General features: G+C 61.0%; 20 protein-coding genes. 2 read left to right on the top strand and 18 right to left on the bottom strand.

The genetic code is table 11. The features are described 5' to 3' along the window. Positions 1-165 precede the first annotated feature (165 nt). From FJ946_RS05660 to FJ946_RS05645, 4 genes are all read right to left on the bottom strand, one after another. The gene (locus FJ946_RS05660; RefSeq protein ID WP_348642805.1) at positions 166-681 is read right to left on the bottom strand and encodes a PQQ-dependent catabolism-associated CXXCW motif protein; all 516 of its coding nucleotides are present in this window, start codon (positions 679-681) and stop codon (positions 166-168) included. 41 nt (positions 682-722) lie between these two features. Further along, positions 723-1,568 (bottom strand): substrate-binding domain-containing protein, encoded by an 846-nt coding sequence (locus FJ946_RS05655; RefSeq protein WP_318012549.1) that lies wholly within the window; start codon positions 1,566-1,568, stop codon positions 723-725. A gap of 19 nt (positions 1,569-1,587) precedes the next feature. Beyond that, a complete protein-coding gene (locus FJ946_RS05650) occupies positions 1,588-2,112 on the bottom strand; it encodes a c-type cytochrome, methanol metabolism-related (RefSeq protein ID WP_140515133.1) in 525 nt (174 codons plus the stop codon). Positions 2,113-2,288: 176 nt separating this feature from the next. Continuing rightward, positions 2,289-4,190 carry a methanol/ethanol family PQQ-dependent dehydrogenase gene (locus FJ946_RS05645; RefSeq protein ID WP_140498243.1) on the bottom strand — a complete coding sequence of 634 codons (1,902 nt, stop codon included), beginning with the start codon at positions 4,188-4,190 and terminating at the stop codon, positions 2,289-2,291. Positions 4,191-4,876: 686 nt separating this feature from the next. Between FJ946_RS05645 and FJ946_RS05640 the strand changes: the two genes are divergently transcribed. Beyond that, positions 4,877-5,230 (top strand): hypothetical protein, encoded by a 354-nt coding sequence (locus tag FJ946_RS05640; RefSeq protein ID WP_140498241.1) that lies wholly within the window; start codon positions 4,877-4,879, stop codon positions 5,228-5,230. Positions 5,231-5,282: 52 nt separating this feature from the next. Here FJ946_RS05640 and FJ946_RS05635 read toward each other — a convergent pair whose 3' ends face one another. The 6 genes from FJ946_RS05635 to FJ946_RS05610 form a co-directional block, all read right to left on the bottom strand. Beyond that, positions 5,283-6,146, bottom strand: a complete 864-nt coding sequence (locus FJ946_RS05635) for a quinoprotein dehydrogenase-associated SoxYZ-like carrier (protein WP_140566577.1) — start codon at positions 6,144-6,146, stop codon at positions 5,283-5,285. Between the two features lie 117 nt (positions 6,147-6,263). After that, complete coding sequence (locus FJ946_RS05630; protein ID WP_140566580.1) at positions 6,264-7,235, bottom strand: quinoprotein relay system zinc metallohydrolase 2; 972 nt, start codon at positions 7,233-7,235, stop codon at positions 6,264-6,266. A gap of 34 nt (positions 7,236-7,269) precedes the next feature. After that, the gene (locus FJ946_RS05625) at positions 7,270-8,010 is read right to left on the bottom strand and encodes an ATP-binding cassette domain-containing protein (protein ID WP_140498534.1); all 741 of its coding nucleotides are present in this window, start codon (positions 8,008-8,010) and stop codon (positions 7,270-7,272) included. Further along, positions 7,979-8,725 carry an ABC transporter permease gene (locus FJ946_RS05620; RefSeq protein WP_224519073.1) on the bottom strand — a complete coding sequence of 249 codons (747 nt, stop codon included), beginning with the start codon at positions 8,723-8,725 and terminating at the stop codon, positions 7,979-7,981. Before FJ946_RS05620 ends, FJ946_RS05625 begins: the two co-directional genes overlap by 32 nt. Positions 8,726-8,802: 77 nt before the next feature. Further along, on the bottom strand, positions 8,803-9,789 hold the full coding sequence (locus tag FJ946_RS05615) for an ABC transporter substrate-binding protein (RefSeq protein WP_140566585.1): 987 nt from the start codon (positions 9,787-9,789) through the stop codon (positions 8,803-8,805). A gap of 31 nt (positions 9,790-9,820) precedes the next feature. After that, positions 9,821-10,030 (bottom strand): hypothetical protein, encoded by a 210-nt coding sequence (locus FJ946_RS05610; protein WP_140498232.1) that lies wholly within the window; start codon positions 10,028-10,030, stop codon positions 9,821-9,823. A 360-nt stretch (positions 10,031-10,390) separates the two neighbouring features. Between FJ946_RS05610 and FJ946_RS05605 the strand changes: the two genes are divergently transcribed. After that, positions 10,391-10,771, top strand: coding sequence for a cytochrome c family protein (locus FJ946_RS05605; protein ID WP_140498230.1), 381 nt, complete (start codon positions 10,391-10,393; stop codon positions 10,769-10,771). A 48-nt stretch (positions 10,772-10,819) separates the two neighbouring features. On the opposite strand, the gene gph is transcribed toward FJ946_RS05605, so the two are convergent. The 8 genes from gph to tkt are packed head-to-tail and all read right to left on the bottom strand — an operon-like array spanning position 10,820 to position 18,861. Beyond that, entirely contained in the window at positions 10,820-11,521 is a 702-nt protein-coding gene (gene gph, locus FJ946_RS05600) for a phosphoglycolate phosphatase (RefSeq protein ID WP_140566588.1), read from the bottom strand. Continuing rightward, a complete protein-coding gene (locus FJ946_RS05595) occupies positions 11,518-12,075 on the bottom strand; it encodes a thioredoxin family protein (protein ID WP_140566590.1) in 558 nt (185 codons plus the stop codon). The genes gph and FJ946_RS05595 overlap by 4 nt, the downstream gene beginning before the upstream one ends. 21 nt (positions 12,076-12,096) lie before the next feature. Continuing rightward, positions 12,097-12,783 carry a ribulose-phosphate 3-epimerase gene (gene rpe, locus FJ946_RS05590; RefSeq protein ID WP_140566593.1) on the bottom strand — a complete coding sequence of 229 codons (687 nt, stop codon included), beginning with the start codon at positions 12,781-12,783 and terminating at the stop codon, positions 12,097-12,099. 60 nt (positions 12,784-12,843) lie between these two features. Beyond that, positions 12,844-13,782, bottom strand: coding sequence for a CbbX protein (gene cbbX, locus FJ946_RS05585; RefSeq protein ID WP_140566596.1), 939 nt, complete (start codon positions 13,780-13,782; stop codon positions 12,844-12,846). Positions 13,783-13,789: 7 nt separating this feature from the next. Then, positions 13,790-14,224: a ribulose bisphosphate carboxylase small subunit gene (locus FJ946_RS05580; RefSeq protein ID WP_140498220.1), complete on the bottom strand. Its 435-nt coding sequence runs from the start codon at positions 14,222-14,224 to the stop codon at positions 13,790-13,792. An 18-nt stretch (positions 14,225-14,242) separates the two neighbouring features. Then, complete coding sequence (locus FJ946_RS05575; RefSeq protein WP_140498217.1) at positions 14,243-15,736, bottom strand: ribulose-bisphosphate carboxylase large subunit; 1,494 nt, start codon at positions 15,734-15,736, stop codon at positions 14,243-14,245. 21 nt (positions 15,737-15,757) lie between these two features. Continuing rightward, positions 15,758-16,837 (bottom strand): class II fructose-bisphosphate aldolase, encoded by a 1,080-nt coding sequence (gene fba, locus FJ946_RS05570; RefSeq protein WP_140566599.1) that lies wholly within the window; start codon positions 16,835-16,837, stop codon positions 15,758-15,760. 11 nt (positions 16,838-16,848) lie between these two features. Next, positions 16,849-18,861 carry a transketolase gene (gene tkt / locus FJ946_RS05565; protein WP_140566602.1) on the bottom strand — a complete coding sequence of 671 codons (2,013 nt, stop codon included), beginning with the start codon at positions 18,859-18,861 and terminating at the stop codon, positions 16,849-16,851. Position 18,862 lies beyond the last annotated feature (1 nt).

The following is an 18,862-nucleotide window of genomic DNA, read 5'->3' as shown; positions in this document are numbered from 1 at the left end:
TTCTCCTCTTATACCAGTCCGAAGGGACCGATCCCTGTTGTTAGCCAACCATTGCAGGGCACCGAAGCAATGGCTCGTCCATCACGTCTCAAAATGGACAAACGAAAAAGTAGGTTTTGAAAAATCGAAAAGCAAAACTACCGGGAATAATTGCATAACCTTCCTTCAATTGTTCGTTTCATATGGTCTTTTCACCTCCAGCGGAAGATTTGCACCTTCCCACCCATCAGCGCCGAGTGGATACCAGATTACCGAACTGTAGCCCCACTCGATCGCCCGTTTGGCGGCATTCCAGGACATCCAGCAATTCGTCATGCAATAGAACAGAATCGCTCGCGATTTGTCCGTGCCGGCCTTGGCTTCGAGGCCTTGGCGAAAATAGCTGGTGGTCTCTTGCGAAATAGCGCCGTATCCCACGTTGGCCAGCCATGTACTGCCTGGAATGTCCTTTCTAACCTTGTCTCTCCATATCGTTCCTACCGGCAAATTGGTCGGCTTGGGCGTGTTCGGCATCACGTCGAAGAAGACAGCTTTCTTCGCTCGCCACAGCGCTTCAGCTTCCGCCGTCGTCACCACCCTGGCGCCTCGCAACGTCGGCGGCACCGGCGCCCGATAGTCGTCCATCCGGTACCCGCCGGGTTCGGCGATCTCGCCAGCCCGCGTCGGTTCGGCCAAACCCATAAGGCTCGCAGCGACCAGCAAAAAAACAGTCTCCCTTCCCTTCATTGGGTGATCGGATTGTCATGTTCGTCGATCAGAGGCACGTTGTAACTCAGCAGTAGCCTGTTGATCTCCGCCTGGTTTTCCCTGATCACCCGGTTGAGCGTCCGCTTCCATTCCTGGTCGGACGGACGTACGCCCATGGTGATGCGGTAAGACATGCGCGAGCCGGTTTTTTCTTTTATCAGCGGAACAATCGCCACATCGGCTCCAAGTTGCTTGGCATAGTAGCCTGCCATTGGCCCCCACAGGACCGCCGCGTCGATCTTGTGGGCCAGCATGTCCTTGATCATGACCTCCCCCATGGAGGGGGTGACACGCGTATCCACCGCAAGCGGATAGATCTTGGCGGTCCGCAGAAGCTTGTTGGCGGCCATGTTGGCGGTTGGCGGCGTGCGCTCGACAACCCCGATCGTCTTGCCCGTGAGTTTGGGATCCTCGATCGTTTCGACGCCCTCGATATCGTTGCCTTTCGGGTAAACCAACACATAGGTGGAGCGATAATAGGCGTTGGTGTTCTGCACCAGTTCATCGCCTTGGGCATAGCCCATGATGATGTCGCATCGGTTCGCTCCCAGCGTGTTGCGAACGAAGCCGGTGACAAGTGGAAACCAGGTATAGGCGACGGACTTCCGTCCGGTTTTCGCGGCTACCAGTTCGGCGAGTTTGTTTTCGAAGCCTTCGCCGCTCTTGTCGGTGAAGGGCATATTCGAAGGATCGGCGCAGACGCGCAGAATGTCGGGATCGACCAGTTCTCCCGCCGCGCCGAGGCCGGCGCCTTGCGCCTGCGCGTTCGATGGCAACAAGGCCAGTGCGCCGAGAATCGGCAGAACGACGCGCAGCTTCAATGCACCGCAGCCGTTCATGTCATCCGCCCATGCAGGATGCTTCGGCATCCTTCGCCGCCTGCGGCTTGTCTTCGTGCTTGGGCGGCCTGCCGCGTGGCGCCGCACCATCGGCGCGCGCGCGCAGGTAGACATAGAGATCGTCCAGGTAGCAATAGACGTTCTTGTTGTCGCCAAAGGCAGGCATGACGTTTTCCTTGCCGCCGCCGACATTCTTGCGGCCCTCGGCGACGATCGAGAGGAACGTGGCGTAGTCCATGGTTTTCAAGCTGTTGACCAGGGCCGGCGCGTAGCTCGAACCTGTCGCATCCTGTCCGTGACAGACATGGCAATCGGAGTGATACCGGCGGTAGCCGCTGAACGTGTACCAGTCGACGGTTCCGTTCTCGATCTTGTAGGTCGGATTTCCATCCGCATCCAAATACTTGCCGCCTTCTTGCTTCACCGCCTTGGCTTTTTCCATGCTGTCCTCGGCCCACGCCACGCCTGAGCTTGCCAGAGGCAGCAGAGCCAGGACGAAAGCCGAAATTACAATGCGAACGGACATTCAAACGCTTCCTTCATTTGCCGTGGACACGGTTTTGCTGCCGTGGCCGGCATTGATCGGTGTGTCGGGGGTGCAACCGCATCGAGAGCCCGGCCATGGTTTCGGATGATCCGGGCTCTCGTTTTTCAAACCTCCGGTCCAACAAGACCTGAGGCGTGCTTAAGGTTCCCCGCCCGTCAGTCCGGGAGACCGAAGACGGTGAGCTGACCGCCCAGCGTCGTATAGTCGGCAAGTGCCGCGTAGCCGCCGACGGCACCCAGGCCAGCGGTACCAACGACCGCGGACTGATCGCCTTGCGCACGGCCCTGATCGACGGCGCCATGCCAGGCAGCAGCGTTGTCAGGCGAAAGCAGACCGCCTGCCAGACCGATACCTGCCCACCCACCGACGCCGGACAGAACGGCGATGTACTGCTTGCCGTCATGCTCGTACGTGGTGATGTTGCCGATGATGCCGGACGGGGTCTTGAACTTGTAAAGTTCCTTGCCGTCCTTATCGACCGCCTTGATGTAGCCTTCGAGCGTGCCGTAGAAGACGACGTCGCCATCTGTCGCCAACGCGCCCGACCACACGGAGAACTTCTCAGGCTTCGACCAGACGATCTCGCCCTTGGCCGCATCCCAGGCAATGAAGTTGCCCATGCTGCCGTCGCCGCCAGGTGCCGGGTACATCGACACTGTGGCGCCAACATAAGGCTGACCGGCGGTGTAGCTTACCTTGTACGGCTCATAGTCCATGCAGACATGGTTGGTCGGAACATAGAACAGGCCGGTTTTCGGCGAATAGGCAGCCGGCTGCTGATCCTTCGTTCCAAGCGCCGCCGGGCAAATACCCGTCGAGTTGGTGTCTTCGCCGTTCTGCTGGGTCGAATATTTCGCCACGACCTGCGGGCGACCATACTGTTCGCTCTTTGGGTCCATGACGACTTCCGTCGCCCAGTTCACCGCTGGATCGTATTTCTTGGCGACGAGAAGCTCGCCGGTGGCGCGATCCATGGTGTAGGCGAAACCATTACGATCGAAATGCACCAGCACGTCGTGTTTGGCGCCATTGACCTCCATGCCATCGACGAGGATCATCTCGTTGATGCCGTCATAGTCCCATTCGTCATGCGGGGTCATCTGGTAGAGCCATTTGGCAACACCGGTATCGGCATCGCGGGCCATGATCGTCATTGACCAGCGGTTGTCGCCAGGCCGTTGGACCGGGTTCCATGTCGAGGGATTGCCGGTGCCGTAGTAGACCAGGTTCAGCTTGGGATCATAGGAATACCATCCCCATGTCGTGCCGCCGCCTGTCTTCCATTGCTCGCCTTCCCAGGTGTTGGTGCCGGAATCCTTGCCTACCGGCTTGCCCAGCTGGGTGGTTTTCTCGGGATCGATCAGGGTGTCGGCGTCGGGACCTTCCGAATAGGCTTTCCAGGCAAGTTTGCCGTCTTTCAGATTGTAGGCGGCCAGCCAGCCGCGAACGCCGAATTCGGCGCCGGACACGCCGATGAGTACCTTATCCTTGACCACGACGGGGGCAGCCGTGCCGGATTCGCCTTTGCCGCCGTCGGTCATGTCGCCATTCTTGACCGACCAGACGACCTTGCCGGTCTTTGCATCGAGGGCGACGACCGTGGTGTCGGCCTGATTGAGAATGATCTTGCCGTCACCATAGGCAACACCGCGATTGACCGTATCGCAACACATGATCGGAATGACATTCGGATCCTGCTTGGGCTCGTATTTCCAGAGGATCTTCCCGTCATTCTTGAGGTCGAGCGCAAAGACATTGTTTGGGAAGGGCGTATGGACATACATCACATCGCCGATGATCAGCGGTCCACCCTCATGCCCGCGCAGCACGCCGGTGGAAAAGGTCCATTTGACCTGCAGGTTCTTCACATTATCCGCAGTAATCTGGTTGAGTTTGGAATAGCGGGTGTTGGCGTAGTCACCCGTCTGCATCGCCCAGTTCTTCGCATCCGAAGCGAGCTTTGCAAGATCCTCGTTGGCCGACGCCGTATAGGCCGCGCCGAGCGACAGAAACGCCGCAGTGGTTAGAATATACGTAGCTTTCGTAAGTACACGCATCCGAATTCCTCCCGGGGTTCACAGTGATGAATCGACTGTCAGGCCCACAAGGGCTCGCCCAAGCGATTCACGGGGGGGAAATATTTCCGGCAGCGTGTCACGACCTAAGCCAGATGTGCAGAGGGCACCGTTACTGCCCACCTCACTTTGGCCTACGAAAGACTGTCGCCGCTCCCTAATGACGGTGACGCCCTTGAAGCCGGAAACAGGGAAAGGCTATGTCATCCCAAAAGGCTAGGCAAGCAAAAAAGGCCCAGTGCATTGTTGCACCGCAATATTCTAAATGGTGCACTGCAATATACAGAAATGAACAGAACTACAAGATTAATATGAAGTGTTTTACGCTCCCGCGGTGACCGAGAACCGTACTAAAATAGTCTTACTGTCGGTCTTTTGATTTTAATATACACCGAGGTTATTTGCTAATGTTTATCGCTGCCCATCTTGGATGGCATGTAAAAAGTCTCGTCGTTCTCCGATATTGAGCGAGATACGAAGCGGTCGCGGGAGCCTGGGCGCGGAGCCGGTGATCAAGTCATCATCCATAGCTATCGCTCGTGGACAGCCCTTTCCTCCTTTGGTCGTATACGGAACCCATGGGTGCTTGACTGGCTTTACGGCGCGTTGCCAACTGGCACGCCGATCTCGTCCGGGCGCATCGAACCCGGACCAACCGGAGGTTTCTCATGATCAGATATGTTGGATTTTCGACCTTGCCGCTGCTCTTCACGGCGACACTGGCCATCGCAAACCCGGCGGGTGCTGCGGGAGACTATCCCACAGTAACGGTTGTCGACTACGTGCTCGGCTGCATGCGAACGAACGGCCAGACGCGTCAGGCGCTGGAAAGCTGTTCCTGCTCGATCGACGTCATCGCCTCGATCCTTCCCTACGACCACTATGAGACGGCCGAGACCTTCAAGAGCATGTCTTTGACAACGGGGGAAAACGCGGGGCTGTTTCGGGAAAGCGCACCGGCGAAGGCAGCCCGTACAGAGCTGAAGCGTGCGCAGTCGGAAGCCGACGTGCGTTGCTTCTAAAGATCAAGCGTGCCCATCGCCGTGGCAGCGCGGCATAGCGTATTTCGAGACTTCAGAGCCCCGTTTTCTCCAGCGGCCACTGATTGCGGAATACCTTGCCGTCCGTGTCGATCGCTTCGACCTGGATTTCACCATTGCCGTGCGCCGTGAAATCGAATCGGAAATTAGGGTCTTCCGAAATCGATATTCCACCTTCCATCGAGAGGATCGGCCGGCCGGCTTGCGAGATCGACAGCTTCTGAACAAAATGCGCGGGGATGAAATACTGGGTCAACGGATCCCGCTGCAGGCCCGAATTGTTCGGGTGGCGGATCATCAACTGCAACTCCTCTGCCTTGCTCATCGTCTCTTGGGGTGGGAACTGGCGCAGCTTCATCTGCCCCATCGCCGCCATGGCCTCGTCCTGGTTCTTGACCGCAGGGGCGGAGCAGCCGCCTGACGCCTTGACGAAGGTCTGAGCCATGTGGAGTTGGCCGCCTTGAGTCTCCGCTATGGCACGCAAATAGGAATAATCGTTGACGCGCACGCGTGTCGACAGATGTGTCACGCCGGCGTCCTTGCCGATCTGGAACGTTGCCGCCACCGGCGCAGGATTGGCGTCGATGATCAAGGTCACGGATTTGATGCCGTCCGGCGCCTTGGCTGGGTCGACATAGATGTCGACAGGCACGATGGCGGCATCTTGCGCCCGCTTTGGCGCTTCGATCCTGACGACGCCGGTGTCGACCAGAATAGCCCGGTCGCCGAACACGTCGCCTTTCAAGTCTTCCCAGATCTTCTCCGAAGAAGCCGTTGTTTGCTGTGCGTTGGCGGCTGAGGAGACGCCGAACAGCGTACCGATGGTCAAGATGATTGCGGCCAAGAACGATGCAAGCGACAAGGCGAACTGCCTGCTCGCGTAAGCGTGATTTTGCATTTCGATGCCTCCACCAATGCAACAGAGGTGGTGCCCAGGCTGGCGTTTAGAATATGCCTTTGACGACGCGTTGGCAAATCGCCCCACTTCATGATCTCTGGCGCATGTCGGTGTGGTCTATTCCCATTCGAGTTCAGCAAAAGCAGCTGTTGCGTTGCGCTCATTGTAGTCGTCGAACAGGTGCCATTTGCCCCGTTCGCTTCCGGCGGCGGTTTTGACGGCCTCTCGGAGCGGCGTCCCGTCGACGATCGCGTTGCGGATATCGCGCGCCAGAATCTCGAAATAGCGCCGTTCTCCTGCCAGCGCCTGCGGCCAGTCGGCCGGTACCGGACCATGACCCGGAACGACGCGCGCGGCGCCGATCGCGGCGAGCGCATCCATCTGGCGGAGCCAGCCAAGCAGCGATCCGTCGAGCGTCGGCAAGGAGCCCATGAACACGAGATCGCCGGCAAAGAGCGTGCTGGTCTCGGGGTCGAAGACGGTCAGGTCGTTGTCGGTGTGCGCAGCCTTCCATGCCCGCAGTTCGAGCATGCGCCCGCCGAGGTCGAGTTCCAGGCGATCGTCGACCAGCATCGCCGGCGAAACGATCTCGACTCCCTTCATAAGCGCCTCGCCGACCTGTTCGCGATAATTGTGCAGATAGAACGCGCCACGCGCCTCGAGGGCACGCGGCAGATTGCGATGGCCAACAATGGTCGCGCCGATCTCCCGGAATGCCGCATTGCCGAAAATGTGGTCGGGATGCATGTGGGTGTTGATCAGGAAGCGAACCGGTTTTGCGGTTATCTTTCCGATCGCGGCGAGCAAGGCGTGCGCCTCGATCAGGCTGCCGCCACTGTCGACGACGGCAACTGCATCGGTGCCGACGACGACCCCCAGATTGCAGATCGCACCGTCGTTGGTTGTAGTCATCAATTCATCCACGCCCTGAAAGGCGAAGACGCCGTCGGCGATTTGGCGGACCGAGAACCGCAGGCCGCCGGCCGCGGCCAAGGCGGCTCGTCCGAGGCAGCACGGCAGCAAGGCAGCACTGACGGCGGTGCAGGCAAACCCACTCACAACCCTGCGTCGTAGCCGATCAATCGACATGGGGTCCTCCGATATGCATTCGCCATCAGGGCGTTCAGGTGACGCCCGGGAACCTTTGCCGGAACGACCGCAGAAGGTCGCTCATCACCTGTGAATTGCGATGTTGCCGAGGCAACCGCACGTCGAACACGCCCAGCACATGTGCTGGTCGCGGCGCGAGCACGATGATGCGATCCGACAGCATCAGCGCCTCGCGCAGATCGTGCGTTATCATTAAGGCGGTCGTAGGCCGTGCCGACCACACCGACAGAAGCAGGTGACGAAGCCGCTCGGCGGTCTGGTGGTCGAGCGAGACAAACGGTTCGTCCAGGACAAGCATCGCCGGCTCGGTAGCGAAGGCCCTGGCAAGTGCTGCCCTGCGCGCAAGGCCGAGCGACAGTTCCGCAGGATAGAGCGAGCGCATGCCGGCGAGGCCGAGAGTTTCAAACAGACCGTCGAGGTTCTTCGTTCTCAAGCTTTTCGGCAAGGCCAGCCTGACATTCTGCTCCACCGTTCGCCACGGCAGCAAGATCGGCTCCTGGAACACGGCCGCGATGCGGTTGGAGCCTCCTTGCGGCAACTGGAAGGATCCGGAAAAATCCTTGTCCAACCCAAGCAGGATACGCAGCGTCGTGGTTTTGCCGCAGCCCGACGGTCCCAGCAAGCAGGCGAATTCGCCTTGCCGGACCTCGAAGGAAAGGTCCTGAAGCGCCGTGATCGAGACGCCTTGCGCGGACCTGAAAGTCTTTTCAGCGATATCGACCCTAAGCGGGACGACGGCGCCAACGGGTTGCATGTCGTTCAACGGGTTGCACCAGAAGAAGTTCGATGACGAGCATCACCGCCACGAAAGCCAGTGTGTAGGCAAGAATGGCGGCGACGTCGAAGAGCTGGAAATAGAGATGGATCTGGAAGCCGACGCCGTTCGACCGGCCGAGCAGTTCGACGACCAGGACGATCTTCCAGATGAGGGCGATGCCGGATCGTGACGCGGCGGCAAGATAGGGTTGCAATTGCGGCAGCAGGATGTGGCGGATGCGATCGAGAGGACCGAAGCGATAGACAGTGGCCATTTCGGCGTAGCTCGGATCAAGCGCCCTGGCGCCCTCACGCATCGTCACTACGACATTCGGGATTTTGTTCACCGCCACCGCGCCGATCGCCGCGGCCTCGTTAAGTCCGAACCAGATATAGCCGAGGACGATGACGACCAGCGCCGGGATGTTGAGGAACAGAATTACCCATGGGTTGAAAAAGCGGTCGGCGCGACGATAGCTGCCGAGCAGAACGCCGATGACCGATCCTATGATCATCGCGACGATATAGGCCGCGGCGACCCGGCCGAGGGTCGCGCCGAGATGATAGAAGAGGTCGCCGCTCGCAGCCTCCCTGAGGAGCACCTGCCAGACCTGTCCCGGCCCCGGGAGGGCACGGCTCCGCCAGACACTCGCCGCAAGGCTCCACAGCAGGCAAAGCCCGAGCAAGGAAACCGCCACGGTCAGCGCGGGCATCAGCGTTGTCGCCAAGCTGGATCGCCCGGACATGCTCGTCGAGGTACCTCGCGTGCCGTTGCTGGTTTCCGGTGCGGTCATTTCGCGCGGTCCTGCCAGAATGTGCCGGGCGCCATCTCGGGCGCGCTGCCGACCAGCTTCGCGCCACCGATCGCCGCCAGCACATGATAGAGCCTGCCGGCGTCGGCCGCTTCCTCGGCGACCGCCCGCCTGGGGATGCCCTGGCGGTAGCGGTCGCGGAGTTTTTCCAGTTCTTTGCCTTCCGCGCGAATGATCGGCGCCAGGCGCAGCCACTCCTCGTCGGATCTCGCCAGCAGGTCCTTGGCTTGCGCGGAGGCCCTGACGAAGCCCCTGGCGGCATCCGGGTTCTCGTTCGCCCATTGGTCATGGAAGACGTAACCGAGTGCCGACACAGGTCCCAAGGCGCCGAGCGCACGCGCCGCATCGTTCACGCCCATCAATCGACGAAAGCCGTTGGCCTCGAGACGGGCGCAAAAATGCCAGAAATTCAGCACCGCATCGAGTTCGCCCTGCATGGCCTTTTCCGAAATCAGCGGTGGCGCGCCAAAGATGATGTCGCTGGTTGCCAACAGGTCGACCCCGTAGTCGCGTCTGGTCAGAGCCTGTATCAGGAGCCAGTTCTTGTCGAGCGGGCCACCAGCGACGCCGATCTTCCTGTGCTTGAGGTCGGCGACCGTCCGGATCGGCGACCCCTCCTTCACCATGATCGCCCCCACGGCGGTCGAATAGGGGGCTAATGTGAGGTCGCCGCCTTCCGACCGTTGGCGCGAGACCCACAGCCAGTCGGAGACGATCATGTCGATCGCACCGGCCAGCAAGGCGACGTTGGTCGCGTCCTCCCCGGCGAAATCGATGATCTCCAGATCGATCCCGTTCGCCACATCGAATTTGTGTTGCCTCAACGTGTCGAGTTCCCAACTCACGGTTCCAAACTTCAGGACGCCGACGCGAATCCTGGCTGCTGCAAAGACAGGCCTGGCGGCAAGAGTAGCGACTGTGCCGAGAATCGCCAGACGCAGCGTGTTGCGCCGTGAAATCATCATGGCACCTTCTCCCTGGGCTCCAGGACGTCAATCAGATCGCTCGTTCCTTGCTCGGAAATGCGCATTTCCAGCGCATGACCTTGAGGGCCGGGTGTTCCTGAGACCATTTCGCGATCTCGCTAGGTGCAAGGAACATGCATTGGAGCAGAGAGCCGCGGCTCTCGAAATAGAGGTGTTCGTCTCGGCAATTGCCCGGATTGGTGCTGAGGCACACCGTTAATATGAGATCGACCATATCCATTTAGCACCTCTTGCGCTCCGGGACGCCTGTCTCGACTGGTCCGGCCCAATGAGGAGCCTGGACAAAATCGCCAGTTGCCGGATTCCCGAGGTGCCAGTGGAGAAACCGGATGTCTTGAAGCTACGCATTCGCCCGATAGCCGTCAACAAAGACGAATACCGGTACCCTGGGTACTCAAGCCTCTATACCTTTATACGATTGACTTTCACCGCACGCCAACTAGCTTTTCGATTCGCGCGGCGCCGCTTCACAAAGGGAAAGCGGATACTCCACTCCACCGCGTAAGGTGCATGCCAATGGATGAAAGATCGGCATGCGCAAAATCGTCCAGGGCACCCAGACGATCCATGAGGAAATGCCATGCGCGCAATCGCATTTTTCGCAGTCGTGTTTGCTGTGTCCTTCATCACAAGCCAATCCCAGGCACAGGATGCCGCGGCGGGTGAGAAGGTCTTCGCCAAATGCAAGGTCTGCCATGTCGCCGACCAGGACAAGAACAAGGTCGGCCCGTCGTTGAACGGCGTCATCGGCCGGACGGCTGGCACACACCCGGGGTTCAGTTACTCCCAAGCGATGGTCGCGGCAGGCAAGTCCGGCGTCAAATGGGACGAACCCACGCTGACGACTTACCTTCGCGATCCCAAGGCCATGGTCAAAGGAACGAAGATGGCGTTCGTCGGCCTCAAGCAGGACCAAGACATCGCCAACGTCATCGCCTATTTGAAGCAATTCTCGAAATAGCGGCGCCGCCGGCCGTTCGAACTTGCGTCCGGCCGGCGTTCGCCCCGATCAAGCACCGGCTTGCAGCCCCTGTATCGCCGCAGGCAGGTCGAAAAGGCTGTCGCAAACCTGGTCGGCGCCAAGCTCTTCAACCGGAAAATGGGTGTATCCGCCGCGCAGCAGAATGACGGGCATGCCGGCGGCGCGCGCGGCGCCTGCATCGGCGCCACTGTCTCCGACCAGCAGCGCGTCACAGGGGTCGACTCCAAGCTGGGCGAGCGCCAGCAGCAGAGCATCGGGCGCGGGTTTCAGGCATGTCACCGCGTCTCCGCCAATGATCGCACGGAAATATTCCGTCAGTCCGAAATGCAGCAGGATCTCGCGAGTCGCCAACTGCGGTTTGTTGGTCGCCACGCCCATGGCCATTCCCTTCGCGTAGAAGTGTGTGAGAACCTCCCTGACGCCAGGCATCAGTCTTGTCAGGCCGGTCAGATGTCGGCTGTAGATCGGCGCCATGACGCGGTTGGCCTCATCGAGCGCGTTGCCGACGAGCGGCGCTCCCGACGCCGCGAATGCCCGCTCTATCAATTTCCTGACGCCGCCACCGATCATGGCCTTGACCTGGTCCAGGCGCAACGGCGGCAGATCGCGGCTGGCCAGCAACTCGTTGACGGCGGCCGTTATATCAGGCGCCGAATCGACCAGCGTGCCGTCGAGGTCGAACAGGATCGCCTTCGGCGGTCGAAGCGACCTACCTGCGCCGACATTCATGCAGCATCCTTCCACTTGATCGAGCAGCCGATCGAGGCGATCTGGTCGAACGGACCATCCCCGGTTCGAGCAACCTGCTTCATCGCCTCGAACAGATCGCGTCGCAGCCCGAGCGGTCCGGATTCGCGTCGCGACGCGTCCAGCCGGCCGCGATATTGCAGTCTCAGTTCGCTGTTGAACCCGAAGAAATCGGGAGTGCACACCGCTGCGTAGTCGCGCGCTACGGTCTGCGCCTCGTCGTGCAGGTAAGGGAAGCTGAAGCCGTTCGTCATGGCGAAGCGCTTCATGTGGTCGAAGGAATCGTCCGGGTAGGTGTCGGCATCGTTGGAGTTGATCGCGACGAAGCCGATGCCTTCGGCCTTGAGGCCATTGGCGTCGCGTACGATGCGAGAGATCACGGCCTTCACATAAGGGCAGTGATTGCAGATGAAGGCCACGACCAGGCCATTCGGGCCGGCGTGACCGAAGATGGAATGCGACGTGCCGTCGACGCCGGGCAAAACGGCATCGATGGCGGGCCAGCCGAAATCGCATACAGGTGGGACCGCAGCCATGTTCGTCTCCCCGACAACGGTTTACGCGGCTTTCCGGATCGCGCCATCGGCCGCCTGTCTGATGGCGCCGATATTGGCACGATAGGCTGCCTCGGTGCCTCCCTTGAATACAGCCGAACCGGCGACCAGTACGTTGGCGCCAGCCGCGGTGACCAGCGGGGCGGTTTCGGCCGTGACTCCGCCGTCGATCTCGATGTCAATCGGGCGATGGCCAACCAAGCCCTTGATCCGTCTGACTTTCTCGACGATCGCTGAAATGAAAGCCTGGCCGCCGAAGCCTGGATTGACCGTCATCAGCAGCACCAGATCGAGCCGGTCGAGCACATACTCGATGACACTCTCCGGCGTCGACGGATTGAGCGACACTCCGGCCTTCTTCCCAAGATTCCTGATCGCCTGCAATGAGCGGTCGAGATGCGGTCCAGCCTCGGCATGCACCGTGATGATGTCGCAACCGGCATCGGCGAAGGCGGCCAGATACGAGTCGGCCGGTGCGATCATCAGATGGCAGTCGAAGACCTTGTCCGTTCGGCCACGGATCGCCTTGATGACCGGCGGACCGAAGGTGATGTTGGGCACGAAATGCCCGTCCATCACGTCGAGATGGATCCAGTCGGCGCCCGCCTGAACGACAGCTTCGACCTCGTCGCCGAGCCGCGAGAAATCCGCGGAAAGCACGGAGGGCGCGATGATTGTCCTGGTGACCATGGTCGTCGTCTCCAATTTCTGTCTTTCGTCTCGGGGCGCCCGCCAGCCGGCTTCGTCCTGTCAGCGCGCCTTCGTCTCCGGTTCGCCTTCGAGCTTCCCTTCCGCGAATACGCGGCTGCCGCGGATATCGGATTCCTCGATGGTGATAAGGTCTGCCTTGGTCAGGGCACGGCTTCGCGATGCGAAAAGCCGATTGGCCTGGCGAAGCCGCGCCCGGTCCAGCCCATTGCGCACCGAGCGCGCGTTGGAGAAATGCGGCAGCCTCATGCGGATCGGAAGATACTCTTCGAGGGCCTGGGCGGCCGCTTCGCTGAGGCGGTAATTCTGCTCCGCCAGCATGATCTCGGCGATCGATTTCAGCTCGCTGACGCCGTAGTCGGGAAAATCGAGGTGGTGGGCGATGCGCGAACGCATGCCGGGATTGCTGTCGAAGAAACGATCCATCTTGTCCTTGTAGCCGGCAAGGATCACGACCAGGTCGTCACGATTGTTTTCCATGCATTGCAGCAGGATCTCGATCGATTCCTGGCCGTAGTCGCGTTCGTTCTCGGGCTTGTAGAGATAATAGGCCTCGTCGATGAAAAGCACGCCGCCCATGGCGCGCTTGATCACGTCGCGCGTCTTGGGTGCGGTGTGGCCCACATACTGGCCGACGAGATCGTCGCGTGTCACCGCGACCATGTGCCCCTCCCGGATATAGCCGAGGCGATGCAGGATTTCGGCCATCCTCAGCGCCACGGTGGTCTTGCCCGTGCCGGGATTTCCCGTAAAGTTCATATGTAGCGTTGGTGCGCCCGAGGTCAGACCGAACTTGCGGCGAAGCCGGTCGACCAGGAGAAGAGCCGCGATCTCGCGGATGCGGTTCTTGATTGGCTTCAGGCCAATGAGTTCGCGATCGAGCTTGTCCATCACCTCGTCGATGTTGGACGCTTCGAACTCGGCCTGCAGATCAACCGATTCGTCCTGCGCGCCAGCGCCCTTTGCTATCGTGTCCAGCATGGCTCAGCTAGCTCCGCTCGCCCTCGGGCCTGTCGGTCGCATAAGGCACGATCGAATAACCCTGGCTGCGGCCGTCACGCTCCTGGCGCAGCAGCCGGAACCCGGGTTCGCTGGGCGGCCGGTTGACGATGAACGACATGCGCGGCGCTTCCCATCCCTTGGTCGAATCGAAGGCGGTTACCCGGACATACATGTTCGGACAGGCTTTCCGGCAAGCGTTGACTTCGAGCAGGATGCCCGCCGGGTCTCTCAAATCGAACATCGGGTTGCCGTACATTTCCCAATAGGTGTTTCGCGGATGCGGATCGTCCGTGTACTCGACGCTGACGGCCCAGTGGTTCTTCAGCGCATATTTGATCTGCGCCGAAATCTGCTCATCGGTCAGGTCGGGCAGGAACGAGAACTGTCCCTGCGTGACCTTGTTTCCCGGATTGGTCATCATGGCGACGGTTCCTTTCTTCTAGAAGCTGGGCGTTGCGGTTGGCACGAAATCGGCCGTGTCGGTCGATTCATAGTTGAAGGTGACATCCTTCCAGGTCTCCAGGGCAGCCTTCAGCGGCGTGCACCATTTGGCCGCCTGTTCGAGGATTTTGGTTCCTTCGCGCAAATAATCGCGTCCCTCGTTGCGGGCCAGGATCATCGCTTCCAATGCAACGCGATTGGCCGTCGCGCCCGCCTGGATGCCGTCGGGATGGCCGATCGTGCCGCCACCGAACTGCAGGATGACGTCCTCGCCGAGATAATGGATCAACTGGTGCATCTGGCCGGCATGGATACCGCCCGAGGCGACGGGCATCACCTTGTTGAGCGAGGCCCAGTCCTGATCGAAGAACAGCCCGGTCTCGAGATTCTGCGGCGTGCGCTCCTCGCGCAGCGTGTCATAAAACCCCTTGATCATGAGCGGGTCGCCTTCCAGCTTGCCGACCACAGTGCCGGCGTGGATATGGTCGACGCCGGCCATGCGCATCCATTTGCAGATGACGCGAAAATTCATGCCGTGGTTCTTCTGGCGCGAATAGGTCGAATTGCCGGCGCGGTGCAGGTGCAGGATCATGTCGTTGCGGCGTGCCCACTTGGCCATCGACTGGATCGCCGTGTAGCCGATGACGAGATCGATCATGATGATGCAGGAGCCAAGCTGTTTGGCGAATTCGGCGCGCTCGTACATCTCCTCCATGGTGCCGGCGGTGACGTTGAGATAATGGCCCTTGACCTCGCCAGTGGCAGCTGAAGCCTTGTTCACCGCCTCCATGCAGTAGAGGAAGCGGTCGCGCCAGTGCATGAAGGGCTGCGAGTTGATGTTCTCGTCGTCCTTGACGAAGTCGAGGCCGCCCTTCAGGGCCTCGTAAACGACGCGGCCATAGTTGCGGCCTGACAGGCCGAGCTTCGGCTTCGTCGTCGCGCCGAGCAGCGGACGGCCAAACTTGTCGAGCCGCTCACGCTCCACCACGATGCCGGTTGCGGGTCCCTGGAAGGTTTTGAGATACGCGACCGGGATACGCATGTCTTCCAGTCGCAGCGCCTTGACCGCCTTGAAGCCGAACACGTTGCCGATGATCGATGCGGTCAGGTTGGCGATCGAGCCCGGCTCGAACAGGTCGAGGTCGTAGGCGATGTAGGCGAAGTACTGTTGCTCGGTCTTGGTGCCGGGACCGGTGTTTGGAACCGGCTCGGATCTGAACGCCTTGGCGCGGTAGAGCTCGCAGGCTGTCAGCCTGTCGGTCCACACCACGGTCCAAGTCGCGGTTGAGGATTCACCGGCGATGGCGGCCGCTGCCTCCTCGTGGTCGACGCCGGGTTGCGGCGTGATCCGGAACATCGCGATCAGATCGGTCTCCTTGGGCCTGTAGTCCGGCTCCCAGTAGCCCATCTTCTTGTAAGGGATGACCCCTGACTTGTAGCGTTCCTTGCCTTCCTTGAGCGTACCCGCTGGCAGCATATCGATCTTGTTCATGACAGGTCTCCTGTTTGTTGCTCAGGCGGCTTTCGCGGTTGCGATATGGGGCGCGAGTTTTCCCGCGGCATAGCGTTTGGCCATCTCGTCCATGGCGATGACCTTGATCTTCGAGGCGTTGGACGCCGTGCCGAAACGCTCGAAGCGGTCTCGGCAAAGATCGTGCAAGGCGTCCATGGCGGGCTTCAGGAATTTTCGGGGATCGAACTCGCGCGGATTCTCCGTCGCGACGCGGCGGAACTGCCCGGCCATGGCCATGCGGCAATCGGTGTCGATGTTGACCTTGCGCACGCCGTAGCGGATGCCGCGCTCGATTTCCTCCACCGGGACGCCAAAGGTCTGGGGCATCTCGCCGCCATATTTGTTGATGATGTCCTGCAGTTCCTGTGGCACGGAGGAAGAGCCATGCATGACCAGATGCGTGTTGGGTAGCTTCTCGTGGATCGCCTCGATCACCTGCATGGCCAGTATGTCGCCGTCCGGCTTGCGGGTAAATTTGTAAGCGCCGTGCGAGGTGCCGCAGGCGATCGCCAGCGCGTCCACCTGGGTTGCGGCCACGAAGTCGACCGCCTGATCGGGATCGGTCAAGAGTTGGTCGCGGGAGAGCGCGCCCTCGGCGCCGTGGCCATCCTCGGCCTCGCCCTGGCCGGTTTCCAGCGATCCGAGCACGCCCAGTTCGCCTTCGACGGAAGCCCCGACCCAATGCGCCATGCGTGTGACTCGTTCGGTTACGGCGACGTTGTAGGCATAGCTTGCCGGCGTCTTGGCATCTGCCATCAGGGATCCGTCCATCATCACCGAGGTGAAGCCGTGGCGGATCGCGGAAAGGCAGGTGGCCTCGTCGTTGCCGTGGTCCTGATGGATGCACAGCGGAATGGTCGGATGCATTTCAGTCAATGCCTCCATCATTTTGGCCAGCATGACGTCGTTGGCGTAGGACCGGGCCCCACGTGAGGCCTGGATGATGACAGGCGCGTCGCAGGCTTTGGCCGCTTCCATGATTGCGAGGCCCTGTTCCATGTTGTTGATGTTGAATGCAGGGACGCCGTAGCCGTGCTCGGCGGCATGGTCGAGAAGCTGGCGAAGGGTGATGCGGGCCATTGTGGGTCCTCCTAGATGATGAGCTTCAGCGCCGCCGCGGCAACCGCTTCGGACGTTATGTTGAAATGCCGGTACAGATCGGGGGCAGGGGCGCTGGCGCCGAAACCGGCCATGCCGACGACAGCGCCCGTCTCGCCGACCCAGCGGTCCCAGCCCAGCCGGGCCGCCGCTTCGACCGCGACGCGCGGCGCGGAGCCGAGAACGGCCTTGCGGGCGGCGCTTTCCTGCTCCTCGAAAAGCTCCCAGCATGGCATCGAGACGACCGCGGCGGCGACGCCATGCTCGGTCTCCAGCCTTTCGGCGGCGGCAACCGCGATCTCGACCTCCGAGCCGGTTGCGATCAGGGTGACGGCACGGTGCCTGGCTGGCTCGCGCAGGATGTATGCGCCCTGGCTGGAGCGGTTCGCGTCGCTGTGCGCCTCACGCAGCATCGGCAGGTTCTGGCGCGACAGCACCAGCACGCTCGGCCGATCCCTGCTCTTCAGCGCGAGTTCCCAGCATTCCGCCGTTTCGATGATATCCGCTGGGCGGAAGACATTGAGGTTCGGCGTGGCACGCAGCATCGCCAGGTGCTCGACCGGCTGATGCGTCGGGCCATCCTCGCCGAGGCCGATGGAATCATGCGTCATCACGTAGATGACGCGCTGGCCCATGAGCGAGGAGAGCCGTATCGCACCACGCGCATAGTCCGCGAAGCAGAGGAACGTACCGCCATAGGGCACGAAGCCTCCATGCAATGCGATGCCGTTCATGGCGGCGGCCATGCCGTGTTCACGAATGCCGTAGTGAATATAGCGGCCGGCATAGTCGCTCGGCGCAATGCGGTTCATGCCCTTGGTGATCGTCAGATTCGAGTGCGTCAGATCGGCCGAGCCGCCGACGGTCAATTCCGTGGCGCCGTTGATGACCTCCAGCGCCATTTCGGAAGCTTTTCGCGTTGCCACCTTGGTTGCCTTCTCGACATGCCCTCGGCGAAAGGCATCGAGCGCTTCGAAGACCGCGTCGGGCAGTCTGGCGACGACCGCGTTCTCGAAGGCCTCTCGCTGCGGCGAGGCGGCAAGCCGCTGCTCCCAGGCGCCCCGCATCGCTTCGCCGCGGCCGGCAATTTCGCGCCAGGCGAAAAGCACGTCGTCAGGCACCTCGAACGGCGCGAAGGTCCAGCCAATGTTCTCGCGGGTCGCGGCGATCTCTGCTTCGCCCAGCGGCGCGCCATGCGTCTTCTCCGAACCGCCGAGATTGGGGGAACCCTTGCCGATTACAGTGCGGCAGGCAATCAGCGACGGTCGATCCGACTGCCGCGCCGCCTCGATAGCCGCGGCGACGGCTTCCATGTCGTGGCCGGAGATCGTTTGGACGTCCCAGCCGGCGGCTTTGAAGCGCGCCGGCTGGTCCATCGACGTGGACAGGGAGGTTGGCCCGTCAATGGAGATCGCATTGTCGTCCCAGAAGACGATCAGGCGGGAAAGCTTCAGGTGGCCGGCGAGGTCGATCGCCTCGTGGCTGATGCCTTCCTGCAGGCAGCCGTCACCTGCAATCACATAGGTATGATGGTTGACCAGATCGGCACCGTAGCGGGCAGCAAGCATGCGCTCCGCCAGCGCCATTCCGACCGCCGTGGAAATGCCTTGTCCGAGCGGGCCGGTGGTGGTCTCGACACCAAGCGCGTGGCCATATTCGGGATGTCCGGCCGTGCGGCTGCCCAGTTGCCGAAACCGCTGCAACTCCTCGATCTGCATGTCTTCATAGCCGAGCAGGTAGTGCAGCGCGTATTGCAGCATCGAGCCATGGCCGGCTGAAAGTACGAAACGGTCACGGTCGGGCCAGCCCGGCCTGGAAGGATCGATATTGATGAAGCGGTTGAACAGCACCGTTGCGACATCGGCCATGCCCATCGGCATGCCGGGGTGTCCCGAATTCGCTTTTTGGACGCTGTCCATCGCCAGCACGCGAATGGCGTTCGCCATGTCGAGCTCCGAGACGACGGCGGCGGCGGCGGCAGGCTTTAGTGCTGTTTGGCTGGTCATG

The sequence above is a fragment of the Mesorhizobium sp. B2-4-7 genome, from assembly GCF_006442685.1.
Lineage (GTDB): Bacteria > Pseudomonadota > Alphaproteobacteria > Rhizobiales > Rhizobiaceae > Mesorhizobium.
Note: the sequence above shows the minus strand (reverse complement) of the source record. Positions and strands in the feature narration are given on the sequence as shown.

Coding starts and splice junctions, on each gene's coding strand:
- FJ946_RS05645 (WP_140498243.1), bottom strand. CDS start 4,190: ATGCGTGTACTTACGAAAGCTACGTATATTCTAACCACTGCGGCGTTT.
- FJ946_RS05605 (WP_140498230.1), top strand. CDS start 10,391: ATGCGCGCAATCGCATTTTTCGCAGTCGTGTTTGCTGTGTCCTTCATC.
- fba (WP_140566599.1), bottom strand. CDS start 16,837: ATGGCCCGCATCACCCTTCGCCAGCTTCTCGACCATGCCGCCGAGCAC.
- FJ946_RS05610 (WP_140498232.1), bottom strand. CDS start 10,030: ATGGATATGGTCGATCTCATATTAACGGTGTGCCTCAGCACCAATCCG.
- tkt (WP_140566602.1), bottom strand. CDS start 18,861: ATGACCAGCCAAACAGCACTAAAGCCTGCCGCCGCCGCCGCCGTCGTC.
- FJ946_RS05615 (WP_140566585.1), bottom strand. CDS start 9,789: ATGATGATTTCACGGCGCAACACGCTGCGTCTGGCGATTCTCGGCACA.
- FJ946_RS05625 (WP_140498534.1), bottom strand. CDS start 8,010: ATGCAACCCGTTGGCGCCGTCGTCCCGCTTAGGGTCGATATCGCTGAA.
- FJ946_RS05630 (WP_140566580.1), bottom strand. CDS start 7,235: ATGTCGATTGATCGGCTACGACGCAGGGTTGTGAGTGGGTTTGCCTGC.
- FJ946_RS05660 (WP_348642805.1), bottom strand. CDS start 681: ATGGGTTTGGCCGAACCGACGCGGGCTGGCGAGATCGCCGAACCCGGC.
- FJ946_RS05595 (WP_140566590.1), bottom strand. CDS start 12,075: ATGGCTGCGGTCCCACCTGTATGCGATTTCGGCTGGCCCGCCATCGAT.
- FJ946_RS05575 (WP_140498217.1), bottom strand. CDS start 15,736: ATGAACAAGATCGATATGCTGCCAGCGGGTACGCTCAAGGAAGGCAAG.
- rpe (WP_140566593.1), bottom strand. CDS start 12,783: ATGGTCACCAGGACAATCATCGCGCCCTCCGTGCTTTCCGCGGATTTC.
- cbbX (WP_140566596.1), bottom strand. CDS start 13,782: ATGCTGGACACGATAGCAAAGGGCGCTGGCGCGCAGGACGAATCGGTT.
- FJ946_RS05580 (WP_140498220.1), bottom strand. CDS start 14,224: ATGATGACCAATCCGGGAAACAAGGTCACGCAGGGACAGTTCTCGTTC.
- FJ946_RS05650 (WP_140515133.1), bottom strand. CDS start 2,112: ATGTCCGTTCGCATTGTAATTTCGGCTTTCGTCCTGGCTCTGCTGCCT.
- gph (WP_140566588.1), bottom strand. CDS start 11,521: ATGAATGTCGGCGCAGGTAGGTCGCTTCGACCGCCGAAGGCGATCCTG.
- FJ946_RS05640 (WP_140498241.1), top strand. CDS start 4,877: ATGATCAGATATGTTGGATTTTCGACCTTGCCGCTGCTCTTCACGGCG.
- FJ946_RS05635 (WP_140566577.1), bottom strand. CDS start 6,146: ATGCAAAATCACGCTTACGCGAGCAGGCAGTTCGCCTTGTCGCTTGCA.
- FJ946_RS05620 (WP_224519073.1), bottom strand. CDS start 8,725: ATGCCCGCGCTGACCGTGGCGGTTTCCTTGCTCGGGCTTTGCCTGCTG.